At 42.5% G+C, this 14616-nt stretch carries 19 protein-coding genes; 17 read left to right on the top strand and 2 right to left on the bottom strand.

Translation table 11 applies throughout. The features are described from left to right. Positions 1-71: 71 nt before the first annotated feature. The gene (locus C6Y01_RS17685) at positions 72-551 is read left to right on the top strand and encodes a PH domain-containing protein (protein WP_034663964.1); all 480 of its coding nucleotides are present in this window, start codon (positions 72-74) and stop codon (positions 549-551) included. Further along, a complete protein-coding gene (locus C6Y01_RS17680) occupies positions 541-2040 on the top strand; it encodes a PH domain-containing protein (RefSeq protein ID WP_034663962.1) in 1500 nt (499 codons plus the stop codon). The genes C6Y01_RS17685 and C6Y01_RS17680 overlap by 11 nt, the downstream gene beginning before the upstream one ends. Before the next feature lie 56 nt (positions 2041-2096). Here C6Y01_RS17680 and C6Y01_RS17675 read toward each other — a convergent pair whose 3' ends face one another. Then, positions 2097-2702 (bottom strand): rhomboid family intramembrane serine protease, encoded by a 606-nt coding sequence (locus tag C6Y01_RS17675; RefSeq protein ID WP_034663961.1) that lies wholly within the window; start codon positions 2700-2702, stop codon positions 2097-2099. Between the two features lie 94 nt (positions 2703-2796). On the opposite strand from C6Y01_RS17675, the gene acpS reads away from it, so the two are divergent. The 14 genes from acpS (at position 2797) to C6Y01_RS17605 (ending at position 13793) form a co-directional block, all read left to right on the top strand. Next, on the top strand, positions 2797-3162 hold the full coding sequence (gene acpS, locus C6Y01_RS17670) for a holo-ACP synthase (RefSeq protein ID WP_034663960.1): 366 nt from the start codon (positions 2797-2799) through the stop codon (positions 3160-3162). 160 nt (positions 3163-3322) lie between these two features. Next, a complete protein-coding gene (locus C6Y01_RS17665) occupies positions 3323-4339 on the top strand; it encodes a LolA family protein (protein WP_095286222.1) in 1017 nt (338 codons plus the stop codon). Positions 4340-4475: 136 nt separating this feature from the next. Further along, positions 4476-5657: an alanine racemase gene (gene alr, locus C6Y01_RS17660; RefSeq protein WP_106038585.1), complete on the top strand. Its 1182-nt coding sequence runs from the start codon at positions 4476-4478 to the stop codon at positions 5655-5657. Between the two features lie 293 nt (positions 5658-5950). After that, positions 5951-6232 (top strand): hypothetical protein, encoded by a 282-nt coding sequence (locus tag C6Y01_RS17655; RefSeq protein ID WP_012008995.1) that lies wholly within the window; start codon positions 5951-5953, stop codon positions 6230-6232. A gap of 4 nt (positions 6233-6236) precedes the next feature. Beyond that, positions 6237-6587, top strand: coding sequence for a type II toxin-antitoxin system endoribonuclease NdoA (ndoA, locus tag C6Y01_RS17650; RefSeq protein ID WP_003214169.1), 351 nt, complete (start codon positions 6237-6239; stop codon positions 6585-6587). Positions 6588-6704: 117 nt separating this feature from the next. Next, a complete protein-coding gene (locus C6Y01_RS17645; RefSeq protein WP_045210228.1) occupies positions 6705-7580 on the top strand; it encodes an RsbT co-antagonist protein RsbRA in 876 nt (291 codons plus the stop codon). Beyond that, complete coding sequence (gene rsbS, locus C6Y01_RS17640) at positions 7540-7908, top strand: RsbT antagonist protein RsbS (RefSeq protein WP_003214235.1); 369 nt, start codon at positions 7540-7542, stop codon at positions 7906-7908. Before C6Y01_RS17645 ends, rsbS begins: the two co-directional genes overlap by 41 nt. A 2-nt stretch (positions 7909-7910) precedes the next feature. Next, a complete protein-coding gene (locus tag C6Y01_RS17635) occupies positions 7911-8312 on the top strand; it encodes an anti-sigma regulatory factor (protein ID WP_034663954.1) in 402 nt (133 codons plus the stop codon). A 10-nt stretch (positions 8313-8322) separates the two neighbouring features. After that, complete coding sequence (locus C6Y01_RS17630; protein WP_095286219.1) at positions 8323-9330, top strand: PP2C family protein-serine/threonine phosphatase; 1008 nt, start codon at positions 8323-8325, stop codon at positions 9328-9330. Positions 9331-9389: 59 nt separating this feature from the next. Next, positions 9390-9719, top strand: a complete 330-nt coding sequence (locus C6Y01_RS17625; protein WP_034663950.1) for an anti-sigma factor antagonist — start codon at positions 9390-9392, stop codon at positions 9717-9719. Further along, entirely contained in the window at positions 9716-10204 is a 489-nt protein-coding gene (gene rsbW, locus C6Y01_RS17620; protein ID WP_034663948.1) for an anti-sigma B factor RsbW, read from the top strand. Before C6Y01_RS17625 ends, rsbW begins: the two co-directional genes overlap by 4 nt. After that, entirely contained in the window at positions 10170-10958 is a 789-nt protein-coding gene (gene sigB, locus C6Y01_RS17615) for an RNA polymerase sigma factor SigB (protein ID WP_034663946.1), read from the top strand. The genes rsbW and sigB overlap by 35 nt, the downstream gene beginning before the upstream one ends. Continuing rightward, entirely contained in the window at positions 10958-11557 is a 600-nt protein-coding gene (locus C6Y01_RS17610; protein WP_034663944.1) for a PP2C family serine/threonine-protein phosphatase, read from the top strand. The genes sigB and C6Y01_RS17610 overlap by 1 nt, the downstream gene beginning before the upstream one ends. A gap of 76 nt (positions 11558-11633) precedes the next feature. Next, entirely contained in the window at positions 11634-13793 is a 2160-nt protein-coding gene (locus C6Y01_RS17605; RefSeq protein WP_106038584.1) for a Tex family protein, read from the top strand. 19 nt (positions 13794-13812) lie between these two features. Here the strand turns inward: C6Y01_RS17605 and cmpA are convergent, their stop codons facing one another. Beyond that, entirely contained in the window at positions 13813-13947 is a 135-nt protein-coding gene (cmpA, locus tag C6Y01_RS17600; protein WP_095286213.1) for a cortex morphogenetic protein CmpA, read from the bottom strand. Between the two features lie 99 nt (positions 13948-14046). Between cmpA and C6Y01_RS17595 the strand changes: the two genes are divergently transcribed. Then, a complete protein-coding gene (locus C6Y01_RS17595) occupies positions 14047-14520 on the top strand; it encodes a SprT family protein (protein WP_106038583.1) in 474 nt (157 codons plus the stop codon). Positions 14521-14616 lie beyond the last annotated feature (96 nt).

Genomic DNA, 14616 nt, shown 5'->3' with positions numbered 1-14616 from the left:
AGGCTTATTGAAACTTTTTAGGCTCTGTTTCGTAATATATTGATAGAAAAGTAAGAGAATGGGGGAAGAATGTGAGAAAACAGCCGCAACGTCAAATTAGCTTAAATGGATTAAAGGTATGGCGTCTTCAAAATGGAATTATCTCATTGATTTTCTTACTCATCATCATTGGGGTATTTATTGCTAGTTATTATTTTCAATGGCCATATTGGATTGGGGCCATCCTCGTCGGTTTATGGGTCTTACAGGTCATTTTTGGTATTTGGCTTATACCGAAAATCCGTCATCGCATCTGGCGCTACGAAGTATTCGAAAATGAAATTGAAATTCAGCATGGACTCATTCGCGTCACACGTGTGATTGTACCGATGGTGCGAGTCCAGCATGTCGATACATCGCAAGGGCCGCTTTTAAGGCGCTACCGTTTGGCATCTGTTCAAATATCGACTGCTGCTACAGTTCATGATATACCGGCGCTAGAATTAGAAGAAGCAGATGAGCTTCGTGATTACATATCTCGTTTAGCAAGGGTGACGGAAGATGATGTCTGAACCAAAACGTGTACATCCAATCTCGATGTTCATTGATTTTATATCAGATGCCGTATCCATGATCAAAAACTTCATTATCCCTTTTTTCGTGCTTATTTTTGTGAACTCGAATTCGAGCATTCGTTTTTATGCATTTATCATTCTCGGTGTGCTTCTTTTATGGAAAGCTGTTTCAACCGTTTTAGCATGGAGGCGATTCACCTACCGGATGGAAGATGATGAATTTCGCGTGGAATCGGGCGTCATCACAAAAAAGAAAAAATATATTTCGTTAGAACGAATTCAAACCGTGAATACAAGTGAAGGTATCTTCCAGCGGATTTTCGGCTTGGTGCGGGTCCAAATCGAAACAGCAGGCGGAACGGACGGTCCGGAAGTGAGCCTGACGGCGATTACAAAAGCAGAAGCGGAACAATTAAAGCAATCGATTTTCAACCGGAAGAAAAGCTTGCAGCAAGAAGAGATGTTGGATGAAAATGGGGATGTTCCGCATGATCCTCTGACAGCGCAACAACCTGTAGAAGAAGAAATGAATGTTTCCTATCGGATGGGTGTACCAGAGCTGCTTTTGGCTGCGACCACTTCAAGCGGAATCGGAGTCATTATTTCCGGGTGTCTCGCCATTTACACACAAATAGATGAAATTCTTCCTTTGGACGGATTCTTCAAACGCTTCTCTTTTTTAAGTCATGCAAGTATTGAGATTTATGCGATTCTCATATTTATTGCCGTATTGATTGCGTGGATTCTTAGTGTGGGGGTTACAGCCCTTCAATATGCGAATTTTACCGCAAAACGAAAAGGGAAAGACATCATCATCACAAGAGGACTCATCGAGAGGCATCAAATGACCATTCCACTTGCGAGAATTCAAGCAGTGAAAATCAAAGAAAATATTCTCCGTGAGCCCTTTGGCTTTGCGACGGTGATGCTTGTGAGCGCAGGAGGTTCTATTACAGAAAAAGAAACCTCTTCCGTCTTATTTCCGCTGATTCGAAAGAAAAAAATCAGCGAACTGCTGTCTCAATTCACAGATCATTATCACTTGGCGCCAGAAGCTGAACTGAAAAAGGTGCCAAAGCGTTCACTCAAACGCTACCTGATCTCTTACGGCTTTGTGCCATTACTTGTCGGCGTGATCCTATCTGTACGTTTTCCACCATGGGGGTATTTGGCACTCATTCCGCTTCCTATTGCTTTGGTTTTTGGCTATTTAGCTTATAAACAATCAGGCTATACGATCAAAGATTCATTGATTCAACTGACATCAAGAGGCATTGGCAAAACCACTGGCATTGTCTTGAGAAAACGAATGCAAAACTATACGATGACGCAATCTTTCTTCCAAAAGAAAGGCCGATTGGCGAGTATTCACACTTTTGTGAAATCCTCTGCACTGCTTGATTCCTTTGGTGTGCATCACCTTGAGGAAGAAGATGCTGCACGTGTAATGGATTGGTATTCGTATGAAAAAAATAAATCTTCTTAAACAAAAAATGTCGATCAGCTTCCCGTTCATAGGAGTGATCGACATTTTTTATGAGGTTAGTAGCGTCTTTTTTTTGAATGGAAAAATAGCGTAAGAGGTGCTAGGAGCATGCCGCCGATCAATCCAAATAAGTGAGCCATAATATTGATGTTTGAGTTAACGAAAGTCATGATGACAGAGACTGCAAGAATCGTTATGATCACCTGAGAATTGCCGCGGTCCATCATGTGCGGTTTAAATAGAACAAGGTATAAATAAACGCCAAACAAACCGAAGATGGCACCAGAAGCGCCGACATGTACATACTCTAAAGGCTCTACCCAATAGGTTCCGAGATTGCCAACGAACCCTGCACCAAGATAGATGATCAGAAATCGAACCTTCCCAAGCAAATACTCAAGCGCTGGAGCGAATAAGAACAAGGACATAGAATTGAACAAAATATGGGTCAGACTTCCGTGAAGGAAAATAGGTGTGACGAGCCGCCACCATTCTCCGGCAGCTACCCCATAATTGAAACCGACGAGATGGTCGTGACCAAGCTGTATAAGAGGGATAGGAATCGCAAATATAAGCCACAGACCAATTTGCAAAGCAAGAATCGTTGTTACGATTGGATACGATCTAATAAATTGTTGAAAGCTCTCCGTTCGAATAAACATAACAAACCCCTTTTGACTAGATAATGGTAAGTTTATAGTAACACGTTTATGAAGAGAACATCCAAATTAGTACGAGTATCATAGGAGGTACCTCATGATCAAAGGAATAGGCATTGATATTGTAGAAATCAACCGGCTCGCGCGAGTGCTTAACAGACAGCCTCGTTTACCAGAACGAATTTTAACGTTAAGTGAACAAGACATCTTTAACGAACTCAGTGAAAAGAGGCAGCTAGAATTTTTGGCGGGACGGTTTGTAGCAAAGGAAGCTTTCGCTAAAGCTTACGGAACGGGAATCGGCCGGCATTTAAGCTTTCATGACTTGGAAATTCAGAAAGACGAACATGGAAAACCTTTCATCAAAAGCAAGAAAACGATGGGCGACCAGGTTCATGTGTCCATCACTCACACGAAAGAATATGCTGCTGCACAAGTTTTAATTGAAAGGTTGTCAAGCTAGTCTGCATATTGTTTGTCCCCCCTTCATATATTGGGTAGTGCGATAAGGAAGGGCGAGTTGCTAACAGGCTTTGATGGTTCGCGGTACGCAGTTAACTCTTGAGGCGTACTGTTAAAGTCAAACAAGCGGTTTCTTCCTTTTAACACAATTAACGAAGGGGTTGAAAAGGGTGAGAAAAAGCTTTGTTTTGCTTGTAACGGGAATCCTTTTTGTACTGATTCTCTCCGCATGCGGTCAAAAATCTCAGCAGGATATCGTTGGAGATTTAAACAAAAAGGCAGAGGAAATGACATCATACAAAGCCAAAGCAAAAATGACCATTGAGACAGGAAATGACCCGCAGGAGTATCGAGTAGAAATTTGGTACAAGAAGCCGGAACTTTACCGTGTCTATTTAGAAAATCCGAAAAAGGATCAGAGTCAAGTCATTTTAAGAAATGGCAATGGTGTGTTTGTGCTGACACCTTCATTGAACAAGAGCTTCCGTTTCCACAGTGATTGGCCAAATAATAGCAGTCAGGTCTACTTATTTGAGTCACTCGTGAAGGACATTAAAAATGACAGTGCAGCTCAGTTCAAAGCGAAAGAATCAAAGTATGTGTTCGAAACCAAAACCAATTATCAGCACAACCAAATGCTGCCTACCCAAGAGATTACCTTTCATAAAAAAACAATGGCGCCTGCCAGTGTGAAAGTATTGGATAGCGACAAAAAGCCAATGGTGAAAGTGGAATTCTCTCACTTTGAATTCAATAAATCCTTTGACAAAGATGCATTTGATGAGAAGAAAAACATGACACTCTCTCAAATGGATGTAGCCACAAGTGCAGACTCATCTGACAGCTTTGCGGTGAAAACGCCAGTTGATATGCCAGAGGGCGTGAAGAAGATGGAAGAGAAAGAAATGATGACAGATGCTGGGAAACGTTATGTGATGACGTATGGCGGTAAGAAATCCTTCACACTCATTCAGGAAAAAGCGAGAGTAGCTGAAGCATCTACGCCTGTGACGATGAACGGCGAGCCAGTCGACCTTGGCATGACAGTTGGGGTTCTCACAGACCAATCCCTTTCATGGACATCTGACGGAGTGGACTACTTGATTTCTTCAAGTGATCTATCGAAGGAAGAGCTCTTGATGGTTGCAAAGAGTGTAGAAGGCCAGTCAGCTAAATAAATATCTCAGGCGAGAGCCTTGGAAATGAAACATCAGCCCTATGCAAGGGCTGATTTTCTTTGATTTGTTTCACATTATTCTTGATTTTTAGTATCATAATAAAGGTATTGAATCATTCAATAGGGAAGTGTGACGGATGGACACAAATGCCTTTTATAGAGACACATGGGCAGAAATTAATTTAACAGCAATTAAGCATAATGTTTCACATATGAAAGATCATATTGGTCAAAGTGTTCAACTGATGGCTGTGGTGAAAGCCAATGCATATGGACATGGAGATATAGAAGTGGCAAGAGCTGCCCTCAAAGCAGGAGCAGACTTATTAGCCGTAGCCTTTTTAGATGAGGCCGTCTCTTTAAGAAATAAAGGCATCAAAGCACCGATTCTTGTACTCGGCGCCGTACCGCCGGAATATGTCAAAGCCGCCGTTCGATACAATGTCATCATGACCGCTTACTCCATCGATTGGCTGAGAGAAGTCACCACAATGGTGAAAGGACAGATGGGACAACCTATACGTTTTCATTTGAAAATAGACAGCGGAATGAACCGATTAGGTGTGAAAACGATAGAGCAAGTGAACGAAGTGAAAAAGCTTGTCAGTGAACACTCTTATTTACAGCTGGAAGGCGTATTTACTCACTTTGCGACAGCTGATGAAAAGGATGAGGCCTACTTTGATCGGCAGGTCGATACCTTTCAAACATTGCTCGAGCCGCTTCATACGGACAAGCTGCTCGTTCATTGCGCCAACAGTGCAGCAGGTCAAAGGTTTAAAGACGTTTTGTTTAATATGGTTCGCTTCGGCATCAGTATGTACGGGCTGTCACCGTCAGAAGAAATCAAGGATGAATTACCTTTCAAGCTGGAAGAAGCCATGTCTCTTTATACAAAGCTTGCCCATGTGAAGCGCATTCAAAAGGGTGAGAGTGTCAGCTACGGGGCGACGTATACAGCCAATCAAGATACGTGGATCGGTACGGTTCCAGTCGGCTATGCAGATGGGTGGATCAGGAAGCTGGCAGGAACGGAAGTGCTCGTTGGCGGAAAGCGCCGGAAGATCGCAGGAAGGGTTTGCATGGATCAATTCATGATTGAACTGAAAGACAATCTTCCAGTAGGGGAGCCGGTCGTTTTAATTGGTAAGCAAGGGGAAGACATGGTATCAGTCGATGAAATCGCAAAAAGGCTTGAAACCATTAACTATGAAGTCACTTGCTCGATTGGCCACCGCATCCCAAGAGTATATATGGAGGACGGCAAAAGAGTTCATGTACGGAATCCGCTGCTTCAAAGCGGGCCAAGCTTTTTATAAACAGTGTTCAAAAGAACGATGGTCAAACTGACTTCGTTCTTTTTTATTCGACAAAAGTAGGGTAAACATTCTCCCTTTTTTAGAGATTTTGGAAATACCGTATGATTTTCGGAAAAAAGCGTATAATGGGAAAGAGGAACTCCATTATCATCTTGATTTACGGGTGGCGAGCCGCTTCATGTTCTAATAAGAAATGATGAAAAAACAGCTTTGCTTGTGCATTGAATAATGGTATGATTAGTCTTGGAATGGATCGATACGGTATCCGTAAGTTTTGTGGAGGTGTATGTTTTTTGTCTGAATCCAGCGCAACAAACGAAATGAAGATTCGACTGCCGGAGACTTTAATGTCTGAGATCGAACGAGTAGCAGAGCAGGATAAGGTAACAAGAAATGAATTGATCTACCGAGCGACAAAAACGTATATTCGTGAACGTAATATTCGACAAAATCGTGAATCGATGAGACGCGGCTACATGGAGATGGCGAAAATTAATCTGAATATCTCTTCAGAGGCACAATACGCAGAGTTTGAGGCTGAGAATACAGTTGAGCGATTAGTCAGCGGGGGTTAAACATTTGATTGTTAAACGCGGTGATGTTTACTTTGCTGATTTATCTCCTGTTGTTGGCTCCGAGCAGGGCGGGGTTCGCCCGGTATTGGTGATTCAAAATGACATTGGAAATCGCTTCAGCCCGACTGCTATCGTTGCAGCCATAACAGCCCAAATACAAAAAGCGAAATTACCGACTCACGTCGAAATCAATGCAAAGCGCTACGGCTTTGAACGAGATTCTGTCATTCTTTTGGAACAGATTCGTACAATCGATAAACAAAGATTGACAGATAAAATCACACATCTTGATGATGAGATGATGGAGAAGGTTGATGAAGCCTTACAAGTTAGTTTGGCTCTTATTGATTTTTAATATGGTGATATTTGGTTGCTCTCCTGTGAGCAACTTTTTTTTGTGTTCATTTTTTATTAAGGCTATAATGGAGAGAGAATGAAAGTTATTGTTTTTTATGTATGTAGGGGGTAAATTATGTCGAATCATATCGTGTTAGCTTTTGCGAGAGCGCACCAAAAGGAATTAGAAAAAGAATGGACTGACATCTTCAAACGACTCGGAGAAGAAGAAACGGACATGATGCTAAACGATAAAATGTATGAAACGATTTGTTCCGAATATGTCCAGCTTATTCTGGCATCCCTTTCAGAGGCGAATGCTGAGGATTTTGAAGAAAAAGTGCAATCTTTTGCTTTAAAAATTGTACAAATGGGTATATCACTTAAGTTACTGGCAAAAGGGCTAACGGAAATCCGTTCACACTTATATCACAAAATGAACAGTGACAAAAATACTGAACAAGGAAGTAATGAGCTCATATGGGAAATTGATCGGTTCATCTCACCAGTTCATAACGAAATATTGAATCACTACTCCATCTCATGGGAGAAAACCGTCAACCTTCAAAAAATTGCGTTACAGGAACTTTCTGCTCCGCTGATTCCGGTGTTTGAGCACATCACTGTCATGCCTCTTGTCGGAACAATTGATACAGACCGTGCGAAGAAGATCATGGAGAATCTGTTAAATGGCGTTGTGAAGCATCGGTCACAGGTGGTCTTAATCGACATCACCGGTGTACCTGTCGTCGATACAATGGTGGCACACCATATCATTCAAGCGTCAGAGGCTGTGAGATTAGTAGGTGCAAAATGCTTGTTGGTCGGTATTCGCCCAGAAATCGCCCAAACCATCGTCACCCTTGGAATTGATTTATCTCAAGTTACAACAAAGAATACCCTTCAAAAAGGAATTCAAACTGCTTTAGAAATGACAAATCGAAAAATTGTTTCATTGGAGGGGAAACCCAGTGAGAAATCACCCGAAGATTCCAATCTTAAAATTATATAATTGTCTTCTAATTTCGATACAGTGGGAGCTTGATGACCAAACAGCCCTTCACTTTCAAGAAGACTTGCTGAATAAAATTCATGAAACAGGAGCGAACGGCGTTGTCATTGACCTAACATCTGTTGATATGATCGATTCATTTATCGCAAAAGTATTAGGCGATGTCATCACGATGTCAAAGCTCATGGGGGCAAAAGTTGTATTAACAGGAATACAGCCGGCAGTCGCTGTAACACTGATTGAACTTGGTATATCACTGGAAGAAATTCAGACAGCATTAGATCTTGAACAAGGGCTTGAGACATTGAAGCGGGAATTGGGGGAATAGATATGAAAGACCAATCCTGTGTGAAAATTTTGACGGAATGGGACATAGTTGCGGCAAGACAACTGGGGCGAAATGTTGCTAAAGAATTAGGATTTGGAACAGTTGACCAAGCAAGAATTACGACGGCCATTTCTGAACTAGCTCGAAACATCTATTTATACGCTGGTAAAGGTCAGATTTGTATAGAAGAAGTGATGGAGCGCGGAAAGCGTGGACTCAAAATCATTGCAGCCGATGAAGGGCCTGGCATCATGGATATACGTAAAGTGATGGAAGACGGTTTTTCTACATCAGGCGGACTCGGAGCAGGTCTTCCGGGAGTCAGAAGACTGATGGATGATTTTGAATTAGATTCTACACAAGAACAAGGAACGGAGATAAAAGCTGTTAAGTGGCTTCGCTAGGAGGGAAACCATGGATTTTAAGGAGGTAATGGAGCAGCGGTATCATCAGCTGCTCAGTCGTTATATCAGTGATTTAACTGAAACATCGCTTTATCAAGCTCAAAAATTTAGCCGAAAAACCATTGAGCATCAAATACCTCCTGAAGAAATAGTGAGTGTTCACCGAAAAGTGATTCAGGAGCTATACCCTGATTTGCCGGAAGATGTCTTTCATTCACTAGACTTCTTAATTGAAGTCATGATTGGGTACGGACTAGCTTACCAGGAACATTTAACACTTAGAGGCATCCAGCAAGAAATTAAATCAGAAATCGAAATTGCTGCTAATGTTCAGCAAACCCTTCTGGAAACGAAAATTCCAGAAGGAGACACATTTGATATCGGGGCTATTAGTGTGCCGGCAAAACAGATGAGTGGAGATTATTACCATTTTGTCACCGATCACGATACGATTAATATCGCGATCGCAGATGTGATTGGGAAAGGCATCCCGGCTGCGCTCTGTATGTCGATGATTAAGTATGCGATGGATTCCTTGCCGGAGTCAGGAAGCGGTCCCACAAAGGTGTTAAAAACCCTTAATCGTGTTGTCGAGCAAAACGTAGACCCGAGCATGTTTATTACCATGTTCTATGGCAGCTATAATAAAGCAACGCATGAATTTAAATATGCATCGGCTGGTCATGAGCCGGGCTTTTTCTATTGCAAAAAAGAGAATCAATTTTACGATTTAGACGCTAAGGGACTTGTCCTTGGGATCGCACCAGACTTTGACTATCGGCAGTATGAGAAGTATTTGGACGTCGGGGATATGGTCATCTTATTCTCAGATGGCGTGACAGAATCCAAGGCAGAGGACGGTTTTTTAGAGCGGGAGGATATCAAAACGCTTATAGCAGAGCACCTATCTTATTCCGCTCAGGAAATGGTCGATGCTATCTATGCCAGCTTACTGAAGCTGCAAGATTTTCAGCTTCATGATGACTTTACATTACTTGTTCTGAAAAGAAAGGTTTAGAAAGTAAATATGCGGGTATATAAAATTCTAGGAAACAAGAATTTCGAGGTGAATGCATAATGAATATGTCTATGAAAGAGCATCAAATAGATAATAAGACGAAAATTAGCGTCAGCGGAGAAATCGATGTATACTCCGCTCCTGAGCTAAGAGAAAAGCTTATGCCTAAAGCGGAGCAAGGGGATCATCTTGAAATCTGCTTGAAGGATGTTTCTTATATGGATAGTACGGGTTTAGGTGTATTTGTTGGGCTGTTTAAAGCGGCTCAAAAAGCAGGCGGAACATTAAAGCTTGAGAACTTGTCAGATCGGCTTGTAAGGTTGTTTGAAATTACTGGACTAAAGGACATCATTGACATTTCTGCAAAGACAGAGGGTGGGGTACAATGAACGAATCAGTAGATCTAATCGAAATGAAAATCCCAGCGAAACCAGAATACGTAGGCATCATTCGCCTGACTCTTTCAGGCGTAGCAAGCCGTATGGGCTATGTTTACGAAGAGATTGAAGACTTAAAAATTGCCGTCAGTGAGGCTTGTACAAATGCAGTTCAGCATGCCTACAAAGGTGAACATGGCGAAGATGGAGAGGTAGCTGTTCGCTTTCTTGTCTATGAGGATCGTCTAGAAATCATTGTCTCTGACAAAGGCGGTAGCTTTGACTTTAAGCAAAAGCAGGAAGGACTAGGGCCTTACACATCTGCTCATACGGTGGATCAATTGGCAGAAGGAGGTCTTGGTTTATATTTGATGCAAACATTGATGGATGAAGTCGAGGTGCAAGCAAACTCCGGAGTTACCGTTGCGATGACAAAGTTTTTAAACAGGGAGCGAGTTGACCATGACACAACCATCCAAAACTATGAAACTAACTAAAGATGAAGTAGATCGCCTCATCCAAAGCTATCAAACCAATCAAGACGAGCAGGCGCAGCTCACGCTTGTCGAATGTTATACAAATCTGGTCGATATGCTGGCGAAAAAATATTCCAAAGGGAAAAGTTTTCATGAGGATCTCAGACAAGTTGGAATGATTGGTTTACTCGGCGCTATTAAGCGATATGACCCGCTCGTCGGTAAATCATTTGAAGCCTTTGCCATTCCAACCATCATCGGGGAAATCAAACGCTTTTTACGTGATAAGACATGGAGTGTCCATGTACCAAGGCGGATCAAAGAGCTTGGACCAAGAATCAAGATGGCAGTTGATCATCTGACAACGGAGACGCAAAAGTCACCTAAAGTTCAAGAAATTGCAGAATACCTAGATGTGACAGAAGAAGAAGTACTTGAAACAATGGAGATGGGCAAAAGCTATCAAGCACTGTCTGTTGACCAAGGCGTAGAGGCTGATTCTGAAGGAAGTACAGTCACCATTTTAGACGTTGTCGGCTCACAAGAAGAGGGCTACGAACGTGTAAACCAAAAAATGATGCTTGAGAGTGTGCTCCATGTTCTGACAGATCGAGAAAAAGAGATTATCGATCTGACTTATTTACAAAATAAGAGTCAGAAAGAAACAGGCGATTTACTCGGGATATCCCAAATGCATGTATCGAGACTGCAACGGAAGGCAGTTAAAAAGCTACGAGATGCATTATCAGAAGATGCGTCTATGGAGCTAGGGTAATGAAGCAGATTGAACAGCATGAGCATGTGAATGCCATTATCTATCAATCGAATAAAGAAGGGAAATCTTGCTGCGGGGACAGTTTTTTTATTAAAGCAGATGATGAAGAACTAATTTGTGCTGTGGCAGACGGATTAGGCAGCGGTCAGTTCGCCAATGAATCATCTTCTTTAGTCAGCGAAATTGTCGAAGAATATGGACATGAGGATATGACGACCCTCATCGACAGATGCAATCAGGCTATGAAAAATAAACGCGGGGCCACAGTTGCGATCTTAAAGGTGAATTTTTCCCAGCAGCAATTTACCTATTGTTCGGTTGGTAATATTCGGTTTATCTTGAATGCCCCTTCTGGCGACTATATTTATCCACTTCCGACATCAGGATACTTATCAGGGAAACCTAGAAAATATAAAACTTACACCTATTCCTACGAAAAAGGATCGACATTCATTATGTATTCAGACGGACTGAATGTGCCAAACATGAGAATGTGTTTAAAGCATAGTCATTCAGTTGCAGACATTGCCAAACAGCTTGAAACATACACACAAGACAAGAAAGACGATCTCACCTATGTACTTGGTCAGCTCATGTAAAATAGCTGACCTTTTTTCTGTTTTGCCGGTTTTTTTGATACACTAAAAGAGAAGACACAGTGAGAGGATGCAAAGTATGAAGACATCTGACTTTTTATTGAAACAAATTGCAACAGAATTAAAGCTTTCAACAAAACAAATTGAAAGTGTCATCAAGCTCTTAGAGGATGGCAACACCGTCCCGTTTATTGCCCGTTACCGGAAAGAGCAGACAGGCTCACTGGATGAGGTGCAAATTCAAACCATTTCAGAGCGCTATACATATATCCAAAATGTCATGAACCGAAAAGAAGAAGTCATTCGCTTAATCGCTGAACAAGACAAACTGACGGATGAATTAAAACAAAAAATTGAACAAGCTCATAAACTGCAAGAGGTCGAAGATTTATACCGGCCATTCAAACAAAAACGTAAAACAAAGGCGAATGTAGCCAAAGCAAAAGGGCTCGAGCCGCTGGCGGAATATGTACTCGCGCTGCCAAGCGATGAGATCGAGAAGAAGGCTGCTTCTTTTATCAACGAAGAAAAGGAAGTAAGAAGTGTAGACGAGGCACTTGAAGGCGCGCAGCACATCATTGCTGAACAGCTGGCTGATGATCCTGATATGCGGAAATGGATTCGCAGTGAAACGTACCAAAAGGGCAGTCTGGTCACATCAGGAAAAGACATCGAGAGCGATGAGAAAAACGTCTATGAAATGTATTACGATTATCAAGAGCCCATCAAAAAGATAGTGCCCCACCGTGTACTAGCGGTCAATCGTGGAGAGAAAGAAGGCATCTTAAAGGCAGCCATCGAACCACCTGCTGAAAATATTCGTTTCTATCTCGACAAGCAAGTCATAAAAGGCAAGCAGACGACGGCGAGACCGTTTATTGAAGCGGCAATTGATGATGCCTATAAGCGCCTCATTCAGCCTTCAATCGAACGAGAAATACGCAAAGAGCTGACAGAAAAGGCAGAAGAGCAAGCGATTCATATTTTTGCTGAAAACTTAAGAAAACTGCTTCTTCAGCCGCCGATGAAAGGGAAGCGTGTACTAGGAGTCGACCCTGCATTTCGTACAGGCTGTAAGTTAGCCGTCGTGGATGATACGGGCAAAGTCCATCATATTGGCGTCATTTACCCGCACCCGCCTGTGCAGAAAAAAGCGGAAGCCAAACAAAAAGTGAAAGAGATCATTCAATCATCAAATATTGAAGTCATTGCGATTGGAAATGGAACAGCCTCAAGAGAGACCGAACAATTCATCGCAGACCTGATTCAAGAGCTGGATCAGCCGGTGTCCTATTTAATCGTGAATGAAGCAGGGGCAAGTGTATACTCTGCGTCTGCACTGGCGCGAGAAGAGTTTCCAGACCTGCAAGTCGAAGAACGAAGTGCCATATCAATTGCTAGAAGATTACAAGATCCTTTAGCAGAGCTTGTGAAAATTGATCCGAAGTCTGTCGGGGTGGGCCAATACCAGCATGACGTGAGCCAAAAGCAATTAAACAGCTCGTTAACCTTCGTGGTGGAGACTGTCGTCAACCAAGTCGGTGTGAACGTCAATACGGCCTCACAGGCGCTGCTGCAATATGTGTCAGGCCTTTCAAAAGCCGTCGCAGGAAATATCATCAAGCGCCGCGAAGAGATTGGGAGATTCACAAGCAGAAAAGAGCTCAAGGATATTCCAAGACTTGGTGCTAAGACTTATGAGCAGTGTATCGGCTTCCTGCGCATCGCAGACGGACAAGATCCACTTGATCGTACAGGCATTCACCCAGAGAGCTATAAAGAAACAAAACAATTCTTACGCATGATCAAGATGACGCCAGACGATCTTGGCACAGAGCAGTTAAAGGAGAAAATTGCAGAGGTCAAACTGGACGAAGCAGCAGAGCAGCTTGATGTTGGTATCATTACACTTCAGGATATCATCGATCAGCTGACAAGACCTGAGCGTGATCCGCGCGATGAAGTCCCAAAACCTCTTTTGAAAACAGATGTGTTGAAATTGGAGGACTTGAAGCAAGGAATGGAGCTGCAAGGAACGGTGCGAAACGTCGTAGACTTCGGCGCATTCGTTGATATTGGTGTAAAGCAGGACGGGCTTGTACATATTTCAAAGCTAAGCAACCGTTTTGTGAAGCATCCGCTTGACGTTGTATCAGTTGGTGACATTGTAACTGTATGGGTGGACTCCGTTGACCAGGCAAAAGGCCGCGTTGCCCTCTCCATGCTGAAACCAGAGTAAACAAAAAACGAGGCGCACCTTAGGATGGGGTGTGCCTTGATGTGACTGAATGTTTTTTTCTGTAGAAGTACCAGCATTGATTCAGCAATTTGATTTGGTAATGATTTTTTTCAAAAAATGCCTTCTGCATCTGATTTTTCAGCCAGTTGGGCATCGCCCATTCCTCCTTTGATCGAAACAGTGGGTGTACCTTCAATGTATGCAAAGGGGAAATTGTCCCGTTCGAGGTTTTTATAGAAAGGAACGATCTTGATTGAAGGAGAGAGAGTTACAGCAGTTAACAGAGCATATTTCTGAGCAGTTCTTTGGTAAGGCATTCCGCCATCAAGCTGTTTTTAATGACCGTCTCAAAACGACAGGCGGAAGATATTTGCTTGGTACACACAATATTGAGTTAAATCGCCGATATTTTGAGGAGCATGGAAGAGCTGAATTGATTGGGATCATCAAGCATGAACTGTGTCATTATCATCTGCACCTTGAGGGGAAGGGCTATCAGCATCGTGACCGGGATTTTAAAGAGTTATTAAAACAAGTAGGAGCCCCGCGTTTTTGTACACCGCTAAAGACCGTACAAAATAAACGGCGTGTACAGAAACGGCATGAATATGTCTGCACAGGATGCGGTCAGTATTTTATCAGGAAAAGACGATTTGATACCTCTCGTTATGTGTGCGGCGTCTGCAAAGGAAAATTAAAATGGCGGCGTACAATCGATTCAGAGTGAAAAGCATTCCTTTATGGGATGCTTTTTTTTTGTGGCCAATGGAACTGATCATCGTGATATGTAGGAGATGAAGTAGACATATTGAGACAAATAGAG

Source organism: Bacillus sp. NMCC46 (assembly GCF_002998465.1).
In the GTDB taxonomy this organism is placed as follows: Bacteria; Bacillota; Bacilli; order Bacillales; family Bacillaceae; genus Bacillus.
This window is presented reverse-complemented; position numbering and strand designations above follow the sequence as displayed.

What these genes read in the sequence shown, in the direction of transcription:
- C6Y01_RS17605 (WP_106038584.1), top strand. Translation starts at nt 11,634, where the DNA reads ATGAAGACATCTGACTTTTTATTGAAACAAATTGCAACAGAATTAAAG.
- C6Y01_RS17625 (WP_034663950.1), top strand. Translation starts at nt 9,390, where the DNA reads ATGAATATGTCTATGAAAGAGCATCAAATAGATAATAAGACGAAAATT.
- C6Y01_RS17630 (WP_095286219.1), top strand. Translation starts at nt 8,323, where the DNA reads ATGGATTTTAAGGAGGTAATGGAGCAGCGGTATCATCAGCTGCTCAGT.
- rsbW (WP_034663948.1), top strand. Translation starts at nt 9,716, where the DNA reads ATGAACGAATCAGTAGATCTAATCGAAATGAAAATCCCAGCGAAACCA.
- C6Y01_RS17610 (WP_034663944.1), top strand. Translation starts at nt 10,958, where the DNA reads ATGAAGCAGATTGAACAGCATGAGCATGTGAATGCCATTATCTATCAA.
- C6Y01_RS17675 (WP_034663961.1), bottom strand. Translation starts at nt 2,702, where the DNA reads ATGTTTATTCGAACGGAGAGCTTTCAACAATTTATTAGATCGTATCCA.
- C6Y01_RS17645 (WP_045210228.1), top strand. Translation starts at nt 6,705, where the DNA reads ATGTCGAATCATATCGTGTTAGCTTTTGCGAGAGCGCACCAAAAGGAA.
- C6Y01_RS17680 (WP_034663962.1), top strand. Translation starts at nt 541, where the DNA reads ATGATGTCTGAACCAAAACGTGTACATCCAATCTCGATGTTCATTGAT.
- sigB (WP_034663946.1), top strand. Translation starts at nt 10,170, where the DNA reads ATGACACAACCATCCAAAACTATGAAACTAACTAAAGATGAAGTAGAT.
- acpS (WP_034663960.1), top strand. Translation starts at nt 2,797, where the DNA reads ATGATCAAAGGAATAGGCATTGATATTGTAGAAATCAACCGGCTCGCG.
- alr (WP_106038585.1), top strand. Translation starts at nt 4,476, where the DNA reads ATGGACACAAATGCCTTTTATAGAGACACATGGGCAGAAATTAATTTA.
- cmpA (WP_095286213.1), bottom strand. Translation starts at nt 13,947, where the DNA reads ATGCCCAACTGGCTGAAAAATCAGATGCAGAAGGCATTTTTTGAAAAA.
- C6Y01_RS17635 (WP_034663954.1), top strand. Translation starts at nt 7,911, where the DNA reads ATGAAAGACCAATCCTGTGTGAAAATTTTGACGGAATGGGACATAGTT.